The organism is Acinetobacter sp. 479375, assembly GCF_000581715.1.
In the GTDB taxonomy this organism is placed as follows: domain Bacteria; phylum Pseudomonadota; class Gammaproteobacteria; order Pseudomonadales; family Moraxellaceae; genus Acinetobacter; species Acinetobacter ursingii.
Map to the genome: position 1 here is coordinate 21,316 of NZ_JEZN01000019.1, position 20,640 is coordinate 41,955.

16 protein-coding genes are annotated in these 20,640 nt (G+C 38.6%); 10 read left to right on the forward strand and 6 right to left on the reverse strand.

The features are described from left to right. Window positions 1-195: 195 nt before the first annotated feature. Both mgtE and J500_RS13375 read left to right on the forward strand, forming a co-directional pair. Window positions 196-1,545, forward strand: a complete 1,350-nt coding sequence (gene mgtE / locus J500_RS13370; RefSeq protein ID WP_004990145.1) for a magnesium transporter — start codon at window positions 196-198, stop codon at window positions 1,543-1,545. 131 nt (window positions 1,546-1,676) lie between these two features. Continuing rightward, window positions 1,677-2,252 carry a DUF4112 domain-containing protein gene (locus tag J500_RS13375; RefSeq protein ID WP_004998590.1) on the forward strand — a complete coding sequence of 192 codons (576 nt, stop codon included), beginning with the start codon at window positions 1,677-1,679 and terminating at the stop codon, window positions 2,250-2,252. A gap of 69 nt (window positions 2,253-2,321) precedes the next feature. Here the strand turns inward: J500_RS13375 and htpX are convergent, their stop codons facing one another. Continuing rightward, on the reverse strand, window positions 2,322-3,227 hold the full coding sequence (htpX, locus tag J500_RS13380; protein ID WP_004990141.1) for a protease HtpX: 906 nt from the start codon (window positions 3,225-3,227) through the stop codon (window positions 2,322-2,324). Window positions 3,228-3,376: 149 nt separating this feature from the next. Continuing rightward, window positions 3,377-4,234 carry a lytic transglycosylase domain-containing protein gene (locus J500_RS13385; protein WP_004990140.1) on the reverse strand — a complete coding sequence of 286 codons (858 nt, stop codon included), beginning with the start codon at window positions 4,232-4,234 and terminating at the stop codon, window positions 3,377-3,379. A gap of 506 nt (window positions 4,235-4,740) precedes the next feature. On the opposite strand from J500_RS13385, the gene ttcA reads away from it, so the two are divergent. Continuing rightward, entirely contained in the window at window positions 4,741-5,646 is a 906-nt protein-coding gene (gene ttcA, locus J500_RS13390; protein ID WP_004990137.1) for a tRNA 2-thiocytidine(32) synthetase TtcA, read from the forward strand. A gap of 212 nt (window positions 5,647-5,858) precedes the next feature. Next, window positions 5,859-6,242: an SCP2 sterol-binding domain-containing protein gene (locus J500_RS13395; protein WP_004990135.1), complete on the forward strand. Its 384-nt coding sequence runs from the start codon at window positions 5,859-5,861 to the stop codon at window positions 6,240-6,242. Between the two features lie 80 nt (window positions 6,243-6,322). Here J500_RS13395 and J500_RS13400 read toward each other — a convergent pair whose 3' ends face one another. The 3 genes from J500_RS13400 to J500_RS13410 form a co-directional block, all read right to left on the reverse strand. Then, the gene (locus J500_RS13400; RefSeq protein WP_004990131.1) at window positions 6,323-7,435 is read right to left on the reverse strand and encodes a transglycosylase SLT domain-containing protein; all 1,113 of its coding nucleotides are present in this window, start codon (window positions 7,433-7,435) and stop codon (window positions 6,323-6,325) included. Between the two features lie 433 nt (window positions 7,436-7,868). Continuing rightward, on the reverse strand, window positions 7,869-8,351 hold the full coding sequence (greB, locus tag J500_RS13405; protein ID WP_004990130.1) for a transcription elongation factor GreB: 483 nt from the start codon (window positions 8,349-8,351) through the stop codon (window positions 7,869-7,871). Between the two features lie 196 nt (window positions 8,352-8,547). Further along, the gene (locus J500_RS13410) at window positions 8,548-9,603 is read right to left on the reverse strand and encodes an aromatic ring-hydroxylating oxygenase subunit alpha (protein WP_004998585.1); all 1,056 of its coding nucleotides are present in this window, start codon (window positions 9,601-9,603) and stop codon (window positions 8,548-8,550) included. 143 nt (window positions 9,604-9,746) lie between these two features. On the opposite strand from J500_RS13410, the gene J500_RS13415 reads away from it, so the two are divergent. Both J500_RS13415 and J500_RS13420 read left to right on the forward strand, forming a co-directional pair. Beyond that, window positions 9,747-10,673, forward strand: a complete 927-nt coding sequence (locus tag J500_RS13415; protein WP_004998583.1) for a LysR family transcriptional regulator — start codon at window positions 9,747-9,749, stop codon at window positions 10,671-10,673. A gap of 225 nt (window positions 10,674-10,898) precedes the next feature. Continuing rightward, complete coding sequence (locus tag J500_RS13420) at window positions 10,899-11,243, forward strand: hypothetical protein (RefSeq protein ID WP_004998581.1); 345 nt, start codon at window positions 10,899-10,901, stop codon at window positions 11,241-11,243. 63 nt (window positions 11,244-11,306) lie between these two features. On the opposite strand, the gene J500_RS13425 is transcribed toward J500_RS13420, so the two are convergent. Next, window positions 11,307-13,139 (reverse strand): monovalent cation:proton antiporter-2 (CPA2) family protein, encoded by a 1,833-nt coding sequence (locus J500_RS13425; RefSeq protein ID WP_004998579.1) that lies wholly within the window; start codon window positions 13,137-13,139, stop codon window positions 11,307-11,309. Between the two features lie 571 nt (window positions 13,140-13,710). On the opposite strand from J500_RS13425, the gene cas1f reads away from it, so the two are divergent. From cas1f to csy2, 4 genes are all read left to right on the forward strand, one after another. Continuing rightward, on the forward strand, window positions 13,711-14,682 hold the full coding sequence (cas1f, locus tag J500_RS13430; RefSeq protein ID WP_004998573.1) for a type I-F CRISPR-associated endonuclease Cas1f: 972 nt from the start codon (window positions 13,711-13,713) through the stop codon (window positions 14,680-14,682). A gap of 409 nt (window positions 14,683-15,091) precedes the next feature. Next, on the forward strand, window positions 15,092-18,481 hold the full coding sequence (gene cas3f / locus J500_RS13435; protein WP_034699998.1) for a type I-F CRISPR-associated helicase Cas3f: 3,390 nt from the start codon (window positions 15,092-15,094) through the stop codon (window positions 18,479-18,481). A 23-nt stretch (window positions 18,482-18,504) separates the two neighbouring features. Then, window positions 18,505-19,755: a type I-F CRISPR-associated protein Csy1 gene (gene csy1, locus J500_RS13440; RefSeq protein ID WP_004998567.1), complete on the forward strand. Its 1,251-nt coding sequence runs from the start codon at window positions 18,505-18,507 to the stop codon at window positions 19,753-19,755. Next, on the forward strand, window positions 19,755-20,639 hold the full coding sequence (gene csy2 / locus J500_RS13445) for a type I-F CRISPR-associated protein Csy2 (protein WP_004998564.1): 885 nt from the start codon (window positions 19,755-19,757) through the stop codon (window positions 20,637-20,639). Before csy1 ends, csy2 begins: the two co-directional genes overlap by 1 nt. The last annotated feature ends 1 nt before the right edge of the window (window position 20,640 follow it).

Here is a 20,640-nt window from a genome sequence, read left to right on the forward strand (position 1 = left end):
GGCTGAATCTTGATTGAAAATTTGATAGCCGTTCAAGTCATCGTTACCTTTTTGATATGTATTCGATCGATTAATTCAGGTAAAAAATAAAATTAAGTCAGACAGAATAGTCTAATTTTTATTCGTGTCTAGGCATACTTTATAAGCATAAACAGATGAAGTTTGAAGCACTGCTTCAGTTTTTGAGGGTCGATCATGAATGCTGCGCTTTTGTCTCAAGTCTATGAAGCGATGACTCAATTTGATATTGAGCGAGCTATTACATTGGTTGCGGGCATGAAAAAGGCAGATATTGCCGAAGTGTTAGAACACATGCCAGCACAATTCAGTTGTCAGCTTTTGGAACACTTACCGCGCCGTGCGAAAATCTTTGCCAAAATTGATCCTGCTTATCAAGCCAAGTTGGTACATGAGTTTTCACGAGCGAGTTTAGCTGAAATCGTCTCTGAAATGCCCTCAGATAAGCGTACCGATTTATTCAAACGTCTGGATTCTCAAGAACAACAAGCTTTACTGCCCGCGTTGGCTCAAGCACAACGCGAAGATATACGCCGTCTTTCGACTTATCAGGAGGAAACCGCTGGCGCAATCATGACATCAGAATATGTCACGCTAAATCAGGACATGACTGTTGCAGAGGCGATGCAGACGATCAGGTTACAGGCACCTGATGCGGAAACCATTTATGAATCTTATATTATTGATGAAAAACGTCATCTGATCGGGGTAGTGTCATTGCATGAACTGGTTTTAGCGCCCTTACAACAGTTGATTCGAGAGTTAATGAATACTGATGTGGTTAGTGCCTATGTGGATGATGATCAAGATGAAGTTGCTAAGAAAATCGCGCATTATGACTTAATTGCACTTCCAGTGATTGACCATCAAGGGACTTTGTTGGGTATTGTAACTTATGACGATGCCATGGATGTCGCCAGTGAAGAAGCCAATGAGGACTTTTTAAAAGTGGGTGGGGTAGAGGCTTCAGCACCCAGTTTAAATATCAAGGAAGCATCGCTTTTCTTACTTTATCGTAAAAGAGTATTTTGGCTGGTGATTCTGGTCTTTGGCAGTTTGTTATCAGGCTTAGGGATTTCACATTTTGAATCGGTGATTCAATCTAATATTGTATTGGTTTTTTTCTTGCCATTATTGGTTGGAAGTGGAGGAAATGCAGGCTCGCAATCGGCCACTTTGATGGTTCGTGCTTTAGCCACGGGTGACGTGGTCATGAAAGACTGGTTTAAATTGCTTGGTCGAGAATGTCTGGTCGCCTTAGGGTTAGGAATTACCATGGCCATTGCAGTCGCAATATTAGGCTATATTCGTGGCGATGCGATGGTCGCATTAGTGCTCATTTTAAGCATGATCGGCATTGTCTTGATTGGTAGTATCATTGGAATGAGTTTGCCTTTTATTTTAGATAAACTCGGTTTAGACCCTGCTAGTGCATCAGCTCCATTAGTCACTTCGATTTGTGATGCAACAGGAGTGATCATTTATTTATTTATTGCTGCTCAGTTGTTGAATCAAGTGAACATCTAGAGAATTACGATCTACTGACATTTCATTCCTAGTTGTAATATCTGTGAAAGATCACCAGACCCTTGATGAAAGTCAGAACAAAAATACTGGAATGCATTAAACTACTTCAATCCATTTGATTTAGAGTTTTTATGACGGAACAAAAAAAATTAACAGAACACGAAGTCATTAAGCTAGAGCGCGATTTGGCCAAGTTCGCCAATATGATGGATAGCGTGGTGCGTATTCCTTTTACCAAGCAAGGCGTAGGAGCAGATGCCGCCTTAAGTACAATTCCTTTTGCTGGCGATGCAGCAGGATTTGCGTTGACTTGTTATGCCATTTACAAAGCCAGGCAAATTGGCGTACCGCAACATAAGTTGAATCCAGTAATAAAACTGGCTGCGATGGATGCGGTGGTAGGCTGTATTCCAGTTGCAGGAACATTATTTGATATTTTTATTCGCCCGAGTCGCAAGGCGCTGGATATCGTACATGAACATATTCGTGAAGAATATCAAATTCAAAGTCAATCACATCTGATACACCCGTATCTGCATGAAGCGCTGGAAAGAAAACAGCAACAGTCTGCATTTTGGCGAAATCCTGTGGTGAGCTGGATTTGGTTGCATTTACCAGATTTGATTGGATTGATTTTTCTAATATTCTTAGTCGCCGGTCTGTGGATGGGAACGCATTATCTTTGGTCACTGTATCAAAGTCGTTAGTGATTGTGATCCCATCAATAAAAAATGCCAGTCAATCAGGACTGGCATTTTTTTCATTGCTTCATTAACTTATGGACAATTTAACTGTTGCAACGCAGCAACACGTTGTTCAATGCTCGGATGAGTATGAAACAATGCGGCTAAACTAAAGCCTTGTTCTTTACCTTCAGCAATCGCAAATGCTTTCATTTCTTTTGGCATTTGATCAGGCAGTTCAGATTCAGCTTGTAGGCGTAACAATGCAGAGATCATGGCTTGTTTACCGGCTAAACGTGCACCTGCTTCATCGGCACGGTATTCGCGTTGGCGTGAAAACCATAGCACAATCGTTGAAGCCAAAATACCAAACACGATATCCAGTACAATGGTCACGACAAAATAACCCATGCCTGGCGCTTCGCCGTCTTGGCGACCAAATACGTTACGATCGATAAAATCACCAATCACGCGCGCAAAGAACATCACGAAGGCGTTGACGACACCTTGAATCAGAGCAAGCGTGACCATATCACCATTGGCAACGTGACCAATCTCATGTGCCAGTACTGCACGTAATTCGTCTTTATTCATCCGCTCAAGCAGACCACTTGACACAGATACAAGCGCATCGTTTTTGTTCCAGCCGGTTGCAAATGCATTGGACTGGTAAGAGGGGAAAATTCCCACTTCGGGCATTTGAATGCCTGCACGTTGCGAAAGTTCTGCAACAGTTTGCAATAACCATGCTTCCGCCTGATTACGTGGAGCATTCGGATCGATCAATTCTGTGCCTGTGGTTTTTTTCGCCATCCATTTAGACATGAACAGTGAAACGAGAGAGCCAACCATACCAAACACAAAACAGATGACCAAGAGGTTGCCTAGATTTAAGCCACCCGCGCCATGGTAACTACCGACACCGAAGAGTGACAAAATAATGCCAGCTACAACCAGTACCGCGAGGTTGGTTAGCAAAAACAAACCAATCCGCATCATTGAGTAAATCCTCTTTTAGGGTATTAAAATAAAATACAGCATGATCCTAAAATCATTAGGCTAAATATGAGGGGCTTTTCTTAAAAATTCAAGACCTATTATTTTATTTAAGGAGTTTTTAAGTTAACTATTGTATGTAGTCTAACTCTCTAATTTGAAATATGAATTCTGGCAGATGCTGTCGCATTATCAGTCACATAGGTACCTGGCGCATCGGTAAAACTGTTATTCGACACAGAAATAACCTGACGACTATATTTAGTTGGGTTATCGGTACGCGGATTAGCGGCTGTCGCCGAGCTATAATTGGCAGACTGGGCGATAATTTGAGGCGCTGGTGTGGTCGTCGAACTATTACTCACCCCTGAGGCGTAAAGATTGTTAAAGCGACTGGTCACACGGTGCACATAGTCTTGTGTTTCACGAAAAGGGGGAATGCCACCATATTTATCGACATTACCTTCGCCTGCATTATACGCAGCCAATGCGAGTTGAGTATTACCATTAAAGCGTTTCAGCAACCAGCTTAAATATTTGGCGCCGCCAAAAATATTTTCGTAGGGATCATAAACATTAGACACATTAAAACGCTTCGCTGTCGCAGGCATCAGTTGCATTAAACCTTGTGCACCTACAGGCGAGCGGGCATTGGTATTAAAACCCGACTCAGTATGCATGACGGCTTTAATCAAACCTTCAGAAATACCATGCTGTTGAGCCGCCTGACGAATAATTTGATCAAATGCATTCTTATTTTTACTATAGCTTGGTAAAACGGCGGCTTCAGAGTTGCCCCAGTTGCGATAAGAATGAATATTACTGTCTGGATAATACGTGGCTTTAATTTTTGTCAGTGAGCGATCCGAACTTTTTCGATTGGTCAGTAAGGTGCCGCCCTCTCGATCCTTATAAATGTAAATTTGTCCAGCATGCGTAGCTACAGTCATTATGGCTGTAACGACTGCCCCCAAAATAAAATGTAAAGAAAAATGCACACTCTTTTTCATTGTATATTATTCGCTGTATCAAAATGTGTAACGTCACGTAATCTAGTTTAACAAAAAAAAGTAAATTGGCTAGATTTGATGTTAGTTTTTTTTAAAGCTGTTTGACAAATAAAATCAAGTTTTTTTGTCTGAATCTTCATCAAAAAAAAATTAAAAAATATTTTAGAAAAGTCTGCTTGACATGATTAAATTGTTGAAAAATATAAATAAAAATAATTGATTAAAAAATGATCAATTTAAACAAAAGCCTTATTTTCACATCACAATACTTTGTCAAGCCTAAAGAAATCCACAATTTTATCCACAGGTTTTGTGGAAAACTGTGGAAAAGTCCAAAATATAAGCATCTTGACCAAATCTTACTCAATCAGGCTTAATTTTTTCTTTAAAGCTCACCAGTATAAATCTTAAAAATGACAAAGCAGAGAAATTAAAATTCTTTAGGTGCGCTTCATGGATGAATCGGATAAAATTATGCGGTATTTTTCTTATGGTAACGTGTGTCTATGTACTCGCCAGTTGAGTCCGATCAGGGATTTAATTTTAAACCTGAGCTGCCAACCAGTTCAGCATATTATCGTTTGCTCAAAAAGCTCCGCCGTCAGGTCGGTCATGCGATTCGTGACTTTAAGATGATTGAGGATGGCGATAAAGTCATGGTGTGTGTGTCTGGTGGCAAAGACAGCTACACTTTGCTGGATATTTTATTGCAGTTTAAACGTATCGCGCCGATTAATTTTGATATCGTTGCAGTAAATTTGGACCAGAAACAGCCGGGTTTTCCAGAAGATGTTTTGCCACGTTATATGGAAGAAAATCATATTCCCTATTACATTTTGGAAAAAGACACCTATACCATTACCAAGCGTTTAACCCCTGAGGGTAAAACCTATTGTGCCGTTTGCTCACGGTTACGTCGTGGTTCGCTTTATGGTTTTGCTCAGGAAATTGGGGCGACCAAAGTCGCGCTTGGACATCATCGTGATGATATTATTGCGACTTTCTTTTTAAACCTGTTTCATGGCGGTAGTCTGAAGGCGATGCCACCCAAACTTTTATCTTCAGATAAAAAGAATATTTTGATTCGTCCTTTGGCCTATGTTGAAGAAAAAGACATCATCAAATATGCCGAAATGCGTCAGTTCCCAATTATCCCATGTAATTTGTGTGGTTCTCAGGAAAACCTGCAACGTGCCATGTTGAACGACATGTTACGTGAATGGGACAAACAGTATCCAAAACGCCTACACAGTATCTTTGGTGCTTTGCAAAATGTCTCACCATCACAATTGGCAGATCGTGAATTGTTTGATTTTGAAGTACTTGATTCACAACGTGAATTGGATTTTAAAGACCCTGAAGAAATCAAGAAAAAACTGGATGTTGTTAATCTGAGTTTTGCTGCCGAATAAGCGATTTAAATGCTAACTTACTTATAAGTTAGCATTTTTTTTACACAATGAGTTTGAAAATAATCAGAAATGAATGGTGCGTACAAAAAAGGTTAGCTCAAAATAAAAAGAACGTGCTATAACAATGCACAAGCAAATTGCTTCAAAATGATGTTGTCTATGCTTGATTTAGTCAACACAAGGAATTGAACAAATATATTTGAGGAAAAAACATGCCTGCATTTTTAACTGATGACTGGTTTTCTACTGTCGACCAATTAACTGCTGAGGCAGGTGACTTAAATTTACCACCAGCATTGGCGAATTTGGCAATTAATCTTGTTGTTACCGATTCTACTGGCAACACCGAATTAGCTTTAGATGGCGGAAAAATTCAAAAGGGTTTGTCATCAAATGCAAAAACAACATTGAATATGGATGCTGAAACTCTTCGTAAAGTGTTTCTAGAGTTTGATATGGCTGCGGCTATGCAGGCATTTATGACGGGTAAAATTAAAGTACAGGGTGATATGTCTCAATTGATGGCATTGCAGACTGCTAAACCGAGTCAGGAACAAAAAACTTTGTTCAAAAAAGTGCTTGAACAAACAGCATAATCGTGCGGTATAAAAAAGCTTAGTCTGTTTGGACTAAGCTTTTTTCTAAACAGCAACAGACTTTAAGATAAATCCAAATATTAAACATCAATCCAGCGTTCACTGGTTTTAATGTGCTCTACATAGGCTCGAATGCGAGTGACATACTGTACAGCCTGACGATAACGACCATTACTGGCTTTATTACGATTTAAATAATCATAAAAAACTACCCAGTTATTTGGGTTCTTACCTTGGTTTTGTAAACGCTTCTGGATCTGACTCACGGCACCTGGTCCCATGTTATAAGCCACTAAGGCATACCAGTTACGGTCTGGGTAGGGGATATCCTGATATTGACTGAGCATCAGATCATAATATTTAGCGCCACCTTGAATACTTTGTGCTGGATCAACACGATCGGTTACACCCATTGCCCGTGCGGTATTGTTGGTGAGCATCATCAGCCCACGGACACCTGTAGGTGAAACTGAATTAGGCTTCAGATACGATTCCTGATAACCAATCGCAGCCAGTAGTTGCCAGTCCAAATCATACTTTTCAGCAGTTTTCTTGAAACTTGCCTTATAGATCGGTAAGCGATTATCTAAATCACGTTTAATGGTGGGCCACGATTCAGGTGTAACCACGTTGCGATTATAAAATGACGCTAATTGGCCGGTAATACCGTTTTGTTTGCTTTGACAAATAAATCCACTGGCCGTTTGTGAAAGTGGATCGTCGGCATATTTAAATACCCAATTCAGTTGAGTATTTAGACCATTTTTGGCCAAATTGGCGTCGTCACCGCAACTGGCTGAAAATGAAATCAAATGCTTATTTTCGACCGTTTTAAAAGTTGCAGTAGTCATGGCAAAGTTTGCTTTACCTTGTGCAACCATATTTAAGGCGGTCGCATTGTCTTTCACAGTTTTAAAATTCAGCTTAACATTTAAACTTTTTGCATACTGTCTGGTAAGGTCGTAGCCAAAACCATGTAAAAACTGACCTTCTTTAAACACAGTCGTGGGAGATTCAACTGCGACAACGGTGAGTGTACTGCTATTTACGACATCATTATATTGATGTGTTTTACCCGCATTAATACTATGAAAAGGAATGAGGGCGGTGCTTAGCGCTAAGGCTCTAAATGGGATGGAAGGAAATAGTGAATTTAGGCCAAGCCTCGATCCAGTGGTTGAACTACTGTGCATGTTGTCTCCGCTACAGATAATTTACGCCCTAAAAATCCAGACAAAATGCTTCCAGATTTTCAACAAGTTGGTAAATCCAAGAGGGGTGGGCAGTCATGACGTCATTCAAAAAATGACTATGGAAAAACTGACACTATGTAGAAATACTACATAGTTTAAAAAATGACCAAATGTAAGTCAGGGCGAATAATAATCACCTTGAATCTAAATGTCAAATATTTTGCATAAAAAACATACCGACCAATTGCTAAGTTAATGATTTAAAAAAGAGATGTATTTATATAATTTCTACATGTTGAAATCACGGATAAAATGCTAATTCTTGTAAAGACAATGTTGTGTTTTAGTTGGTGGAGATCATGAAATTTCACTTAAAGAGCATCATCGGCGCAAAACCAAACCAGTTGGCTTTTTTTAAAGGCTGGCATGAGATTCATGCAGATGGATTTGAATAACTGATCCCAATGATATACCAGTTTTTCTTGCCAGAGGGGGTTAAGACCTGTACTTCATCATCGATGCTTTTCCCTAAACACGCTTTTGCCATAGGTGACTGGAGGGAAATGTAATCTTTGCGACCATAAATTTCTTCATCGCCGACAATACGAAACTGAATGGTTTCTCCGTCATCATTTTCTAACGCCACCCATGCACCAAAATATGCTTTACCGTCTTGTTCGGGACTATATTCAACTTTGTGTGCAATCTCAAAAAGTTTGGTCAAGTATCTGATTCGACGATCAATTTCTCTTAATTTTCTTTTATTATAGTGGTAGTCTGCGTTTTCAGACCGATCGCCGAGACTGGCTGCCCAAGACACAATACTAGTAATTTCAGGTCGTTCTTTGCGCACCAGATGATTTAACTCATCTTGCAAACGTTGATAGCCTTCCGCTGTTAATAATTTTCGGTTCATCCACCCCTCCATATTTCAAAAAAGTAACTGATTGTACCAGTCCGCAAACTGGTGGTCATTTTTATCTCCAACATGTTAAAACTGCATTGTAAAGTTTCGACAAGTTTTTTTATGTTTTCAGTACTTTGAATAATGGAATGATCACAACCCGATGTATCTTAACCGTAGACTGTCGAGTTAAAGCCTGAGCTATACATCATACTGTATAGCGTTTACTCAAGCCTAAGTCCGCCAAGATACGACGATACATTGTTGAAGAGCGATCGGCTTCAAAATGTGCTTCCATCATCAAATCAAGCGGTAATTCTTCAGGCTTTTGTGCTTCCACCATATCTTGATCCTCTGCAAAAATTTGTGCATTAAAGTCGTACACAGCTTGTAAATCACCTGTTGTATCAAAATTACGGGTGAGTGGTACAAATAAACGAGTTTTATTATGAGACATTGGACAACAAGCATTTAAAATCTTGAGGATCCCATCATGAGGAAAATGAACAGTTAATATGGCCGAAAATGGTGGATAAACATCAAACACACGTTTCCATAAAAAACCTTCAGGAGCTAAGTGCTGCAAACCGTGCGGGTAGTTGCTTACATCGCTGACATATTCCGTTTGTAGGCCATAATCTGTTTTGATAGTTGAATATTTAGGAACGACAGGATTTTCACGGCTCGCAAAAGCTTCATGATGTACCCATGCAAAATGTGCCACATCAATAAATCCTTCAAGCTGACGACCACTTGAACCTGCGATATCTACATAAGGTGGTAAAATGGCTTGATGAGCTGGATCTTTCCATGTATCAAGCACTGGGAAATGAGCAGATTCGACATCGTGGTTTTGGATGCTGGTCCAGATCAGACCATATTTTTGCACAACAGGAAATTTGCTTAGACGAAAGCGATCTGAAATCTTGGTCAGCTCTGGCTGCGCAGGTATTTTTGTACATTGGCCTGCTGCGTTATAGGGTAAACCATGATAAGGACACACAATTTCTTCACCTTCCACCCATCCTTTTGTTAAAGGAACACCACGATGTGGGCAAATATCCCGTACCAGATGGATGTCGCCAGACTCAGTTTTATACAATGCCATTTTGACATCTAACAATGTCACTTGTTGCGGTTGAGTTGAAACATCTTCAATGCGAGCCACTGGATACCAATGTTGAGAAAGAATTTCCCAATCCCGATCTTCGAATTGGCTATTGCACGGTTTATTGATTAAATTGATCACTGGGATGGCATTCATGGCTGCACCTTGTAGATAATTGTGCTGAGATTGGATGCAGTATTGAATAGATGCTGTATATTATCTATTAGAATGATTTGTATAAACTGTTCTAAAAAACAGAATGATCTTAAACGTGATGCATTTGCTAGGCCATGACATTGATGAACGTCCCATTTTCACGCTTTGCTGAGTACTTTTTGGTGGTGGCTGAAACCGAAAATTTACACAAAGCGGCAGAACAGCTTTTTATTTCTGTGTCAGCAGTGCACCGCCAAATAACGCTCGCTGAAGAACAATTAGATATTGCACTTTTTGAACGTTTGCCCAATGGTTTAAAACTAACGCTCGCAGGTGAATTGCTTTATTCAGATTTGTTACGTTGGAAAAAAGAATTTCAGCAAACCCGTATTCGTTTTGATGAGATACAGGGGCTAAAGCGTGGTTCTATCGAATTAGGATTGATTTCTGCTTTGAGTGATGGTTTTGTGATTGAATCCTTGGCCGATTTACAGCAGCAATATCCGTGGATTAGCTTCAATATTCATACCCATGAAAGTAAAGTGATTATTCAAAAAATTATCAACACCGAAATCGATTTTGGTTTGATTTTAGATCCTATCATTCATACTCAACTTGATGTTTTATCTTTCATTGAAATTCCAATCGGTTTTGTCATGAGTCCAGATCATGTTCTTGCTAACCAGTCCAAACTCACACTGGCGGATACCTTTGAAAGTCGTCATATCATGGCAGATGCTCCTTTAATTATTCATGAGCGAGTGATGGCTATGTATAAAAAGCAGCATATCGTGCCTATACATCAAACCCTGACCAATGATATTCGTCTTATGATTTCCATGTTAAAAAGAAATATGGGCATTGCAATTTTAAGTTATCTGGATGTTTACACAGCGGTTGCAAATAAAGAGTTAGTGTTTGTTCCGATTCATGAAAAGGGGATTCAGCCTTTAACATTGGCGCTTTGTGCAGGGCAACGTCGTCAACTTTCCAGAATTTCTCAAATCTTGATACAACAATTGAGTCAAAAGATGGAAACATTAAAAGTCCATGTTAACGACCAAAAATAATTTGTAAGCCTATTTAAAAGCGTCACATGGGAGAATAATCAAGAGGATTTAAACAATGATCAAAGCGGTCTCCTGCATAATTAAAATAAAAGATTTAGAGTTTATTTGCTTTGACTACTACATATGTAATCTTTCCAAGTAATGCTGTTAAATCTTGTGTGAAACGCTATGAGTTTGTCCTGATTCATTTCATGATAAATGTGAATAAACGATTGAGTATTTATAATGAAATACTGTAAAGATAAAGCGTCAATTTTTTTCAAATTATCATTAATTGTATGTAGTGTTATTGCAGGAATGACGCATGCAAGTTCAGATCAGGCATGGAAACAGCACGATCAGGCGATTAAAACTGCATGTGCGAAAGCCAGTACCTTAAAAAATGTAAAAGCAGTCAGCGATATTATGTTATTTGATGATCGTGTGGGTTATTCGGCTGTAGTCCTAGAAGGAAATTATCCGCAGAAACATATGAAGAATAAAAAAGGACGTGAACTTTGCTTGTATCAAAGACAGCAGAAAAGAGCAGTCATCACACCTGCTGATAGTCTTTTAACAGTAAAAAAATAAAACCGAATCATGTCCAACTCGGTTTTATTCATATTTGCGGAAAAGAAGGATATAAAGATTCAGTTATTGTTTCATAGCCGACTCATCTGAATCATTTAAAATTTGACTGTGGGTTTTAGGTTTGATCAGTGGTGAAGTTGGACGAGGTTGATGTTCAGTGTTTGAAAATTGAAAACCTATACCTGCATCAATGTCATCCGCTGCAATTTCAGTTTCAAAACGCTCTTTATCCAATTCTCGTATTTCTTTGGTGATCGCGTGGATTTCATTACTCTCTACTCCCAAAGCATCAAGTGTGGCACCGCCAAACAGCAATGCTGATTCAAAGGTTTCCCGAATTTGGTAATCGACATCTTTTTTGACCAATGATAATGAATGTTCACGGTCATAAGAGCGCACTAACAATTTGGCCAGTGGAAATTCATGTTTGACTAATTCAACGATACGGTTGGTCGTTTCTTTATCATCCACACATACCATGATTGCCTGAGCATTTGCGGCTCCAGATGCATGTAAAATATCTAAACGAGTTCCATCACCATAATAAATTTTGAAACCAAATTTTGTGGCATTTTGAATCATGTTGATATCAGTGTCGATCAATGTGACATCCACGCCACGCGCCAGTAAAAGCTGACTGGCAACTTGTCCAAAACGTCCAAATCCGATGAGTAACACACGCCCATGTAAATTATTGGCGACTTCGATATGGTCAAGAGAGGCAGAGCTTTTTGGACTGATGAAGCGTTTGGCCAAAATACCAAGCAGGGGGGTAAAAATCATGGATAAAACCACAATCGCCGTGAGATTGGATTTGATTGTTTCATCAATCACTTGCGCACTTGCCGCGGCTGTAAAAAGCACAAATGCAAACTCACCCCCTTGAGCCATCAGTACCGCACGATCTAAAGCAACCGCATGACTACTTTTCGTGAGACGCGCAACAAAATAAATGAGGACAGCTTTGGTGAACATCAACGCAATGACGCTACTGAGAATAAGGAGCCAGTTATTTTGTACAACCGATAGATTAAGTGACATTCCTACACTAAGGAAAAATAGACCTAATAAAATACCGCGAAATGGTTCAATATCAGCTTCAATCTGATGGCGAAAAGTCGATTGAGAGAGTAAAACACCTGCAAGGAATGCGCCCATTGCCATAGATAAACCACTGACTTGCATGAGTAATGCTGCGCCTAAAACGACCAGCAATGCTGCGGCTGTCATGACTTCACGCGCTTTGGCAGCTGCCAGAAGTTTAAATAATGGATTGAGCAACCAGCAGCCAGCCGCAATGAGACCTGCGATAGCTACCAGTGCAATTCCGATATCTTTTAAACGATCTGGTGTACTTTCAACCACTTGATTGGGGGACATAAATGCAACAATGGCAAGCAATGGCACAATCAGGAGATCTTCAAACAATAAAATAGCGACAATTTTTTGGCCATTGGGTTGACTTAAATCACCACGATCACCCAAAATTTGCATCACGATGGCTGTTGATGTGAGAACAAAACCTGCCGCACCAATAAAGGCAATTTGCCATGCAAAACCATACAGCAAACCAATTGCAGTGAGTCCTACTGTACAAAATGTGATTTGTAGTGTGCCTAGACCAAAAATATCACGTCGCATATTCCATAAATGAGAAGGCTGCATCTCCATCCCAATGATAAACAGATACATGACAATGCCGAGTTCAGCGATATGTAAAATAGAAGCGGGATCATGGATAAACGCAAAACCAAATGGACCAATAATTAAGCCTGCAATAAGATAACCAAGGACTGATCCAAGCCCTAAGCGTTTAAAAATTGGGACTGCGATCACAGCCGCAGCCAGTAAAATAACAGGGCTGAGTAGTCCTAGAGAATGTGCTTCTGCTGCCATGAAAATGTGTCCAAAGAACAAAATGGTGTTAAAAAATAGATCATCGTTGTTTATATGTCAGATAGATCATAGCAATGTTTTGCTGTTATATAGAGAAAACTTGAGTTTTTAACTCAAGTTTTTCTGAAAATTTGCTTAAATTTATTGATAAATCAGTGAAAATCATAAAAAGACTTTGGAAGATTTGAAATTAAAATGATTAAAAAATCATAAAACGTTCAAAATATTGTACTAATACACCTTGATCTAATCATCTTACTTGATTCATTTATCATCATACAAATTAGAGATTGATGGAGAGATTGCGTGTTTAAATTATCAGTTAGATTGATCTGTCATAATAAAATTTATTTTAAACTGATATCTGTAGGGCAAAGAGAAATTTGATCAATATGAAAGCAATTTTATACTTGATTTAAAGCGAATAGTGATGATCGCAAATTAAAATATTTTTTGTCTTTAAGGATAAATATACACGACATTTGATGACGTTTAACAGAAAAATGATGTAAAACAAAAAACGGAGGTATGTTAATTTAGTTAATAACATCAAAGCAATACGATTATAAAAATGGAACAACTTTCACCATCAGACTTAAAAGCGATATTACATTCTAAGCGAGCAAATCTTTACTATCTCGAACACTGTCGAGTCATGCAAAAAGATGGGCGAGTTCTTTATCTAACCGAAGCCAAAAATGAAAACCAATACTGGAATATTCCGATTGCCAATACCACAGTAATTTTATTAGGGACAGGCACATCGATTACGCAAGCAGCCATGCGTATGCTAGCCAGTGCAGGGGTACTGGTTGGATTTACAGGTGGTGGTGGCACACCTCTCTTTATGGGATCCGAAATTGAATGGATGATGCCGCAAAGTGAATATCGACCAACGGAATATATGCAAGGTTGGATGAGTTTCTGGTTTGACGATGCTAAACGGCTAGATGTCGCAAAACAGTTCCAATTTGCCCGCATCGATTTTATTCGCAAAATTTGGGCAAAAGACAAAGACCTCAAAGATGAAGGCTTTTATCTGGATGATGCAGATATTCAACAAGCTTTAACGGGTTTTGAAAAGAAAATTCCACATCAAAGCAAAGTCGGTGATTTGTTGCTTGCTGAAGCACAGACGACCAAGCAACTTTATAAAATCGCAGCGACGCGTTGCAAACTCAGTTTTGAGCGAAACCCTGAGCAAGGGGATTTAGCCAACGATTTTTTAAATCATGGCAACTATTTGGCTTATGGACTGGCAGCTACGACACTTTGGGTATTAGGTATTTCACACAGTTTTGCAGTCATGCACGGCAAAACCCGCCGTGGTGCATTGGTGTTTGATGTAGCTGATTTAATTAAAGATGCCGTGGTTTTACCGTGGGCATTTATTTGTGCAAAAGAGGGGATGTCTGAGCAGGAGTTTCGTCAGCAGCTGTTGCAAAAATTCACAGAATATCGGTGTCTGGACTGGATGTTTGATCAAGTGAAACTACAAGCTTGTAGAGATCTTAAAGATAATAAGAGTGATTCTGATTCTTAGACTTGTTAATTTAATTTGTATGAATATTATTTGGAATTAAAACATTTTGTTGCGATTTATGAATATTTAACAGTATATTTCACATGGATAATTATTTTAATTTTGCGGATAGTGCTTTATGCTTTTCTTACATCAACTAAAAAATGTAAGGAGGGTTGTATGTATAAAAAAAGAGTTTTGATTTTTATTGTGATGTTGATTATTTATTCAGGTAATCAAATATTCAATAATAATTCTGTCGTAATTAATGTAGGAGGCTTTTAGAAAAATCAGCGATATACGCTACTTAGAAAATGTGCAATATGCTGTTAATTTCACGGCGACATACGCCGCTTATAAATTAAAACCTTATTTATCAGAGGAATTTTTTCTCTGATAAATTTAAAACTTATTCACTGGATGTTTAGCCATGATCGTCACCTTTATCTCCCAATGTGAAAAGAAAGCGATTCCCCGCACGCGTCGTGTCCTTGATGCTTTTGCAGATCGTATCGGTGATAACACATGGCAAACGGTCATTACCGAAGATGGATTATTAGCGGTTAAGCGTCTCCTCAAGAAAACTGTGACCAAAAATACCGCTGTTTCATGTCACTGGATACGCGGGCGGCGTAGAAGTGAGTTGATGTGGATTGTAGGGAATCGGAACAAGTTTAATAGTGAAGGTATTGTTCCTGTGAATACCACACAGAAAAAATTAGATCAAAATAAATGGGAAAACGATTGGCATTATTTGCCCTTAATCAAAGCATTGGTGGCAGTATCTGCTTTATTGCATGATTGGGGCAAAGCTACTGTTCTATTTCAAGAAAAATTACAGCGCAAAAGTAAAAATGCAAAAAAAGGAGATACCTTACGACATGAATGGATTTCTTGTTTATTACTCAATGCTTTGGTGCAATCATCAGGAAATAATCAGTCTGATGAAGCATGGCTAGGTTTACTCATGCAACACAGTTGGGATGAACAAACACTCAAAAATACGCTGTTACAGAATACAGATCAATCGAAAGTGCTTGACCAACTCCCGCCATTGGCGCAATTAGTGGCATGGTTGATCGTGTCGCACCATCGGTTGCCTAATATTCGGGATGATAAAGAACTAAAGTCATATATAGATGAACCTGCCAAAAATTTAACAGATTTATTTGATTTCATTGAGGCTAATTGGGGCTATCAAAATAAACAGGATGAAACGGAGTACAAGCAACGTTTAAAGCTATGTTTCGAGTTTGAACAAGGACTATTAAGCCAATCGGTTGAATGGACAAAACAATTAAAAAAATGGGCGGGACGTTTAGTCCAAGAGTTAAGCTCCTTTGAGCAAATTTTTAACGATGGCAGTTGGCGAGTCGTTTTACACCATGCTCGACTCTGCTTAATGTTAGGCGATCATTATTATTCATCTTGTAATGCTGATTTAAATTGGAAAACCAGTCTATCGCTCATAGCGAATACCGATCCAAAAACTAAACAGGGCAAACAAAAGCTTGATGAGCATTTGGTGCGTGTCAGTGATAATGCCATGCGAGTCGCGCAGTCTTTGAGTCGTTTGGCTGACGAGATGGAACCCGCTTATGACTTGAAAAAGCTAAAAAAGAAAAGCCCAGAAGGTTTTGAATGGCAAGATCAAGCGGTTAAAGGCATTCAGCATTTTATCCAGAAAAATGAAATTGCAGCCGATCAAGGCTGGTTTATTGTCAATATGGCCAGTACAGGTAAAGGCAAAACCATTGCCAATGCCAAAATTATGCAGGCTCTTTCGAAAGATGCGCAATCATTACGTTATATTTTGGCACTAGGGTTAAGAACTTTAACTTTGCAAACGGGTGATTCTTATCAACATGATATTGGTTTAGCTAAAGATGAGTTGGCAATTCTAATTGGTTCCAAAGCAGTGCAGGAATTACATCAACAAAAAAATAAATCGATTCATGAATCTGAAGAAGCGGATATTGAGGAACTGGGTTCTGAGTCTTTAGAAGAATTATTAGGCAATGAACTGATTTATGACAATATGCCAAAAGCTGATTTTATGGATGCACTATTCCCTCAACATCAAGCCGAGCGCAACAAAGCTTTTTTATATAAACCTGTTTTAGTCTGTACCATTGATCACATTATCTCGGCAACTGAAACCAAACGAGGTGGAAAATACATTTTACCGAGTTTGCGATTATCATCATCCGATTTAGTGATTGATGAAGTGGATGATTTTAATGGGCAAGATTTAATTGCGATTGCGCGACTGGTGCATTTGGCAGGCATGCTTGGACGTAAAGTCATGATTTCATCGGCAACCATTCCACCTGCTTTAGCAGAAGGGTTTTTCAATGCGTACCAGCAAGGGTGGCAGTTGTATTGTGCATTTAAAAAAATAAAAAAAACAGATGTGCAGTGTATGTGGGTCGATGAGTTTAAAACGCAAATTCAATCGATTGACTTACTTGAGCCAAAAAATAGTATTCAAAACTATCAAACGGCGCATGCTCAATTTGTGAAAATCCGTGCAGATGCCTTAAATCAGCAAATCATTAAGCACAAAGCTTATATTGTTGATTGTAAGGATTTGGTGGCTGAAAAAGAACAGCCCCGTTTAGAAGAAAGTATTCAACAGCAATATTTCAAACGAATCAAAATTGAAGCTGAAAAGCTGCATCAAGCACATCATAGTATTGATGCCAAAACTGGGAAAAAAGTTTCTTTTGGCGTGATACGTGTTGCCAATATTTCGCCTTGTGTTGCACTCACCCGATATTTGTTAAACGCCGAATGGTCGGAAAATGTTGCACCACGGGTGATGGCTTATCATAGTCGGCAGGTGCTGTTATTGCGTAGTAAACAAGAACAACATTTAGATGAAACGCTGAAACGTAAAGAAAAACAGGGTGAACAGCCTAAGGCATTTTTAGAAACAGGCAATGATGGGGTTATTCGTCAACATTTAGATACCACAGATTGCGGTGATGTAATTTTTATTCTCGTTGCAACACCAGTTGAAGAAGTCGGACGAGATCATGATTTTGATTGGGCTATTATCGAGCCATCATCTTATCGTTCGATTATTCAGTTAGCAGGACGTGTTTTACGGCATCGAAAATTAGAGCGAGATATACAGCAGCCGAATATTGCATTGATGCAATATAATTTGAAAGGTCTGCGAGGGGCGAAAGTTGCTTTTGAAAAACCAGGGTTTGAGGTTGATTCTGCTAAAGCGAATTTTATTTTGGAGACAAAAGATTTATCTAAACTGATTGATATTGAAAATCTAGTACAAGTTAATGCCATTCCAAGAATTCGAGCCAATGAGCCTTTGCAGGCAATTAAAAAATTAGCAGATCTTGAGCATGCGGTCATGATTGATGCGCTTACATCATATCAAAAACAAGGTGCTAAACCCTTGAATGCATGGTTGACGCAAAAATGGTTTTTAACCGCATTGCCGCAGCAATTTATGCCATTTCGACAGAGTACCGCCAACATTCAGCTTTTTGCTGTGTTGAAAAATGGCAAGCTTGCATTTTGTGAACGAGATGATTTTGGTGAGTATATTGATCGTAGTGGTCTCTACAAGATTAAGCCGTATGAATTAAATGTCATTGAACAACAGCGATTATGGTTAAATCGTGATTATCACGACATTTTAAGTTGTATGGCACTTGATAAATTAAATGAAAATGAGGATATTAATGCAAAGATTGAAAAATTATCAAGGCGTTATGGGGAAGTTATGTTGCCCAAATATGATGAAGATAAACAATTAAATTATTCAGAACAATTTGGACTAACCATTTTATAGTAATAACAACATAGGGGGAAAGTATGACTGAGAATATTCATGCTTTTTTAAACGAGCGTAAAGAATTGTGGTTAAAAGATCGTTTAAAAAAGGCAGAAGATGAAACTGTAATCTTAGAATTAAATCAACAGGCAGATGATAAATTTAGCTTAAATGAATGGTTGCCTGATGCGGCAAAGCGTGTTTCTCAGCTTTCAATGGTGAGCCATCCAAGTAAATTCAGCCATCCAAGCGCTAAAACATCAAGTGTGATTGCTACATCGAATAAGAAGAGTGATGGTTATCTGCGTAGCGGTAATGTTGATTATAGTTTGGATGTTTTTGGTAATGCGGCTGCAATGGATGTTTTTAAATTTTTATCTTTACCTTTGACTGATCAATCAACAGTGTTAGATGGATTTGAGCAGCAAAATGAAGATTTAAAAAAACTTTTAGTTCAAAATAAGCTTGATTTTGAACAGTTAAGTTTTGAGTTTTTAAAAATAAAAACAACGGATTCTTCTGTGAAAACAGATCATTTGGTAAAACAGGTGTATTTTCCAATAGCAGAGGGCGAATATCATTTATTGTCGTTATTAACGCCATCAGGTTTAATCACAAAGTTAAAACAAACCATTGATCAAATTCGTTTTTCGGAAGAAACCAAACAAGCTAAAGAAAATCGTAAGAAGAATGAGTTAAATGAGATTGGTTATGCTGATATTTATGATCTAACAGTGACTGCCTATGGCGGAACTCAACCACAAAATGTGAGTGTTTTAAATAGTCAAAATGCAGGGCGAGCTTATTTACTTTCAAGCTGTCCGCCTGTAATTGAAAAAAGAGCGATTCGTTTGCCTAAAACAGATTTTTTTGCACAGTGTTTATATCGAAGAAATTATCAGGAGAGTTTTGTTCAATTGCATAAATTTATGCAATTGGATCTGAATAATATTGATATTCGTACAGCGATTCGAAATATTATTCAATTTGTCATTGATCAAGTTCTCTTACAGGCTTTAAAAACACGACAATATGCCGAAAGTGGATGGTCAAATCAGGACTATTATGTTGGATTGCCCAAATTACAACGCATTTGGTTGGATCAAATTTATAAAGAAGAACGTGAAGAAAATACAGAATGGCGAGATGAGTTGAGTCGAGAAATTGCACGATGGATCATTCGTAGCTATGAAAAAGTGATTAGCGATGCTTATATATTGGGAACTGGTGAGTTGCTAGATGTAAAACAGCGTATTGAGAAATCGTTACAACAGATCAAGGAGTTTTTTTAATGCGCCGGTTTATTTTAATTCCACATTTAAAAATTCATAATGCCAATGCCATGAGCAGTCCGTATAGCATTGGATTTCCTGCGATAACGGCATGGCTAGGGGCAATGCATGCCTTACAGCGTAAATTAAATGCCAAGGGGCATGATATTGAATTGAGGCGACTTGCTGTGAGTTGTCATGACTTTAGCTTGCAAACACATAAAGGACAAAGTGATTTTGTTCATTCCATTATTGGTACAGCAAATCCACTAGATAAGGATGGTAGCCGACCTGCATTTATTGAAGAAGCACGTTGTCATTTAGAGGTTTCTCTTTTAATTGAAGTAGAAAATTTGGGAAAAAAACAAAGAGAGGGGCTTTTAACTATTCTGCCTGAAATTGTAAATAGTATGAAGTTTGCGGGTGGGGATGTTTTGGCTGTGTACGACCAGCAAATTTTAGATTTTGATGAAGACGGTCAAAAAGATCAAGAGCTCAAGCCAATTTTAAATAAACTTATGCTTGGTCACGTGTTGATCGAGCGTCGTGATTTAGTCATTCAAAGTATGCAAGATGGGCAGGATGCTCTAGATGCTGTTTTAGACCATTTAAAAGTCAAACATAGTTCACAAATTGATGAGAATGGAAAAATCACATGGTCAAGTAGCCGAAAAGAAAAGGGGTGGTTTGTACCTATTGCGGTGGGTTTTCAGGGAATTTCTGAATTAGGTATTGCTAAAAACCAGCGTGATGCCGACACACCACACCGTTTTGCTGAAGCTGTTTTAACTTTAGGCGAATTTGTTATGCCTTATCGCATTGAAAATATTGATCAACTGTTATGGCAATATCATGTTGATTTAGAAAATAATCTGTATCTTTGCCAAAACTTAACAACAAACTAAT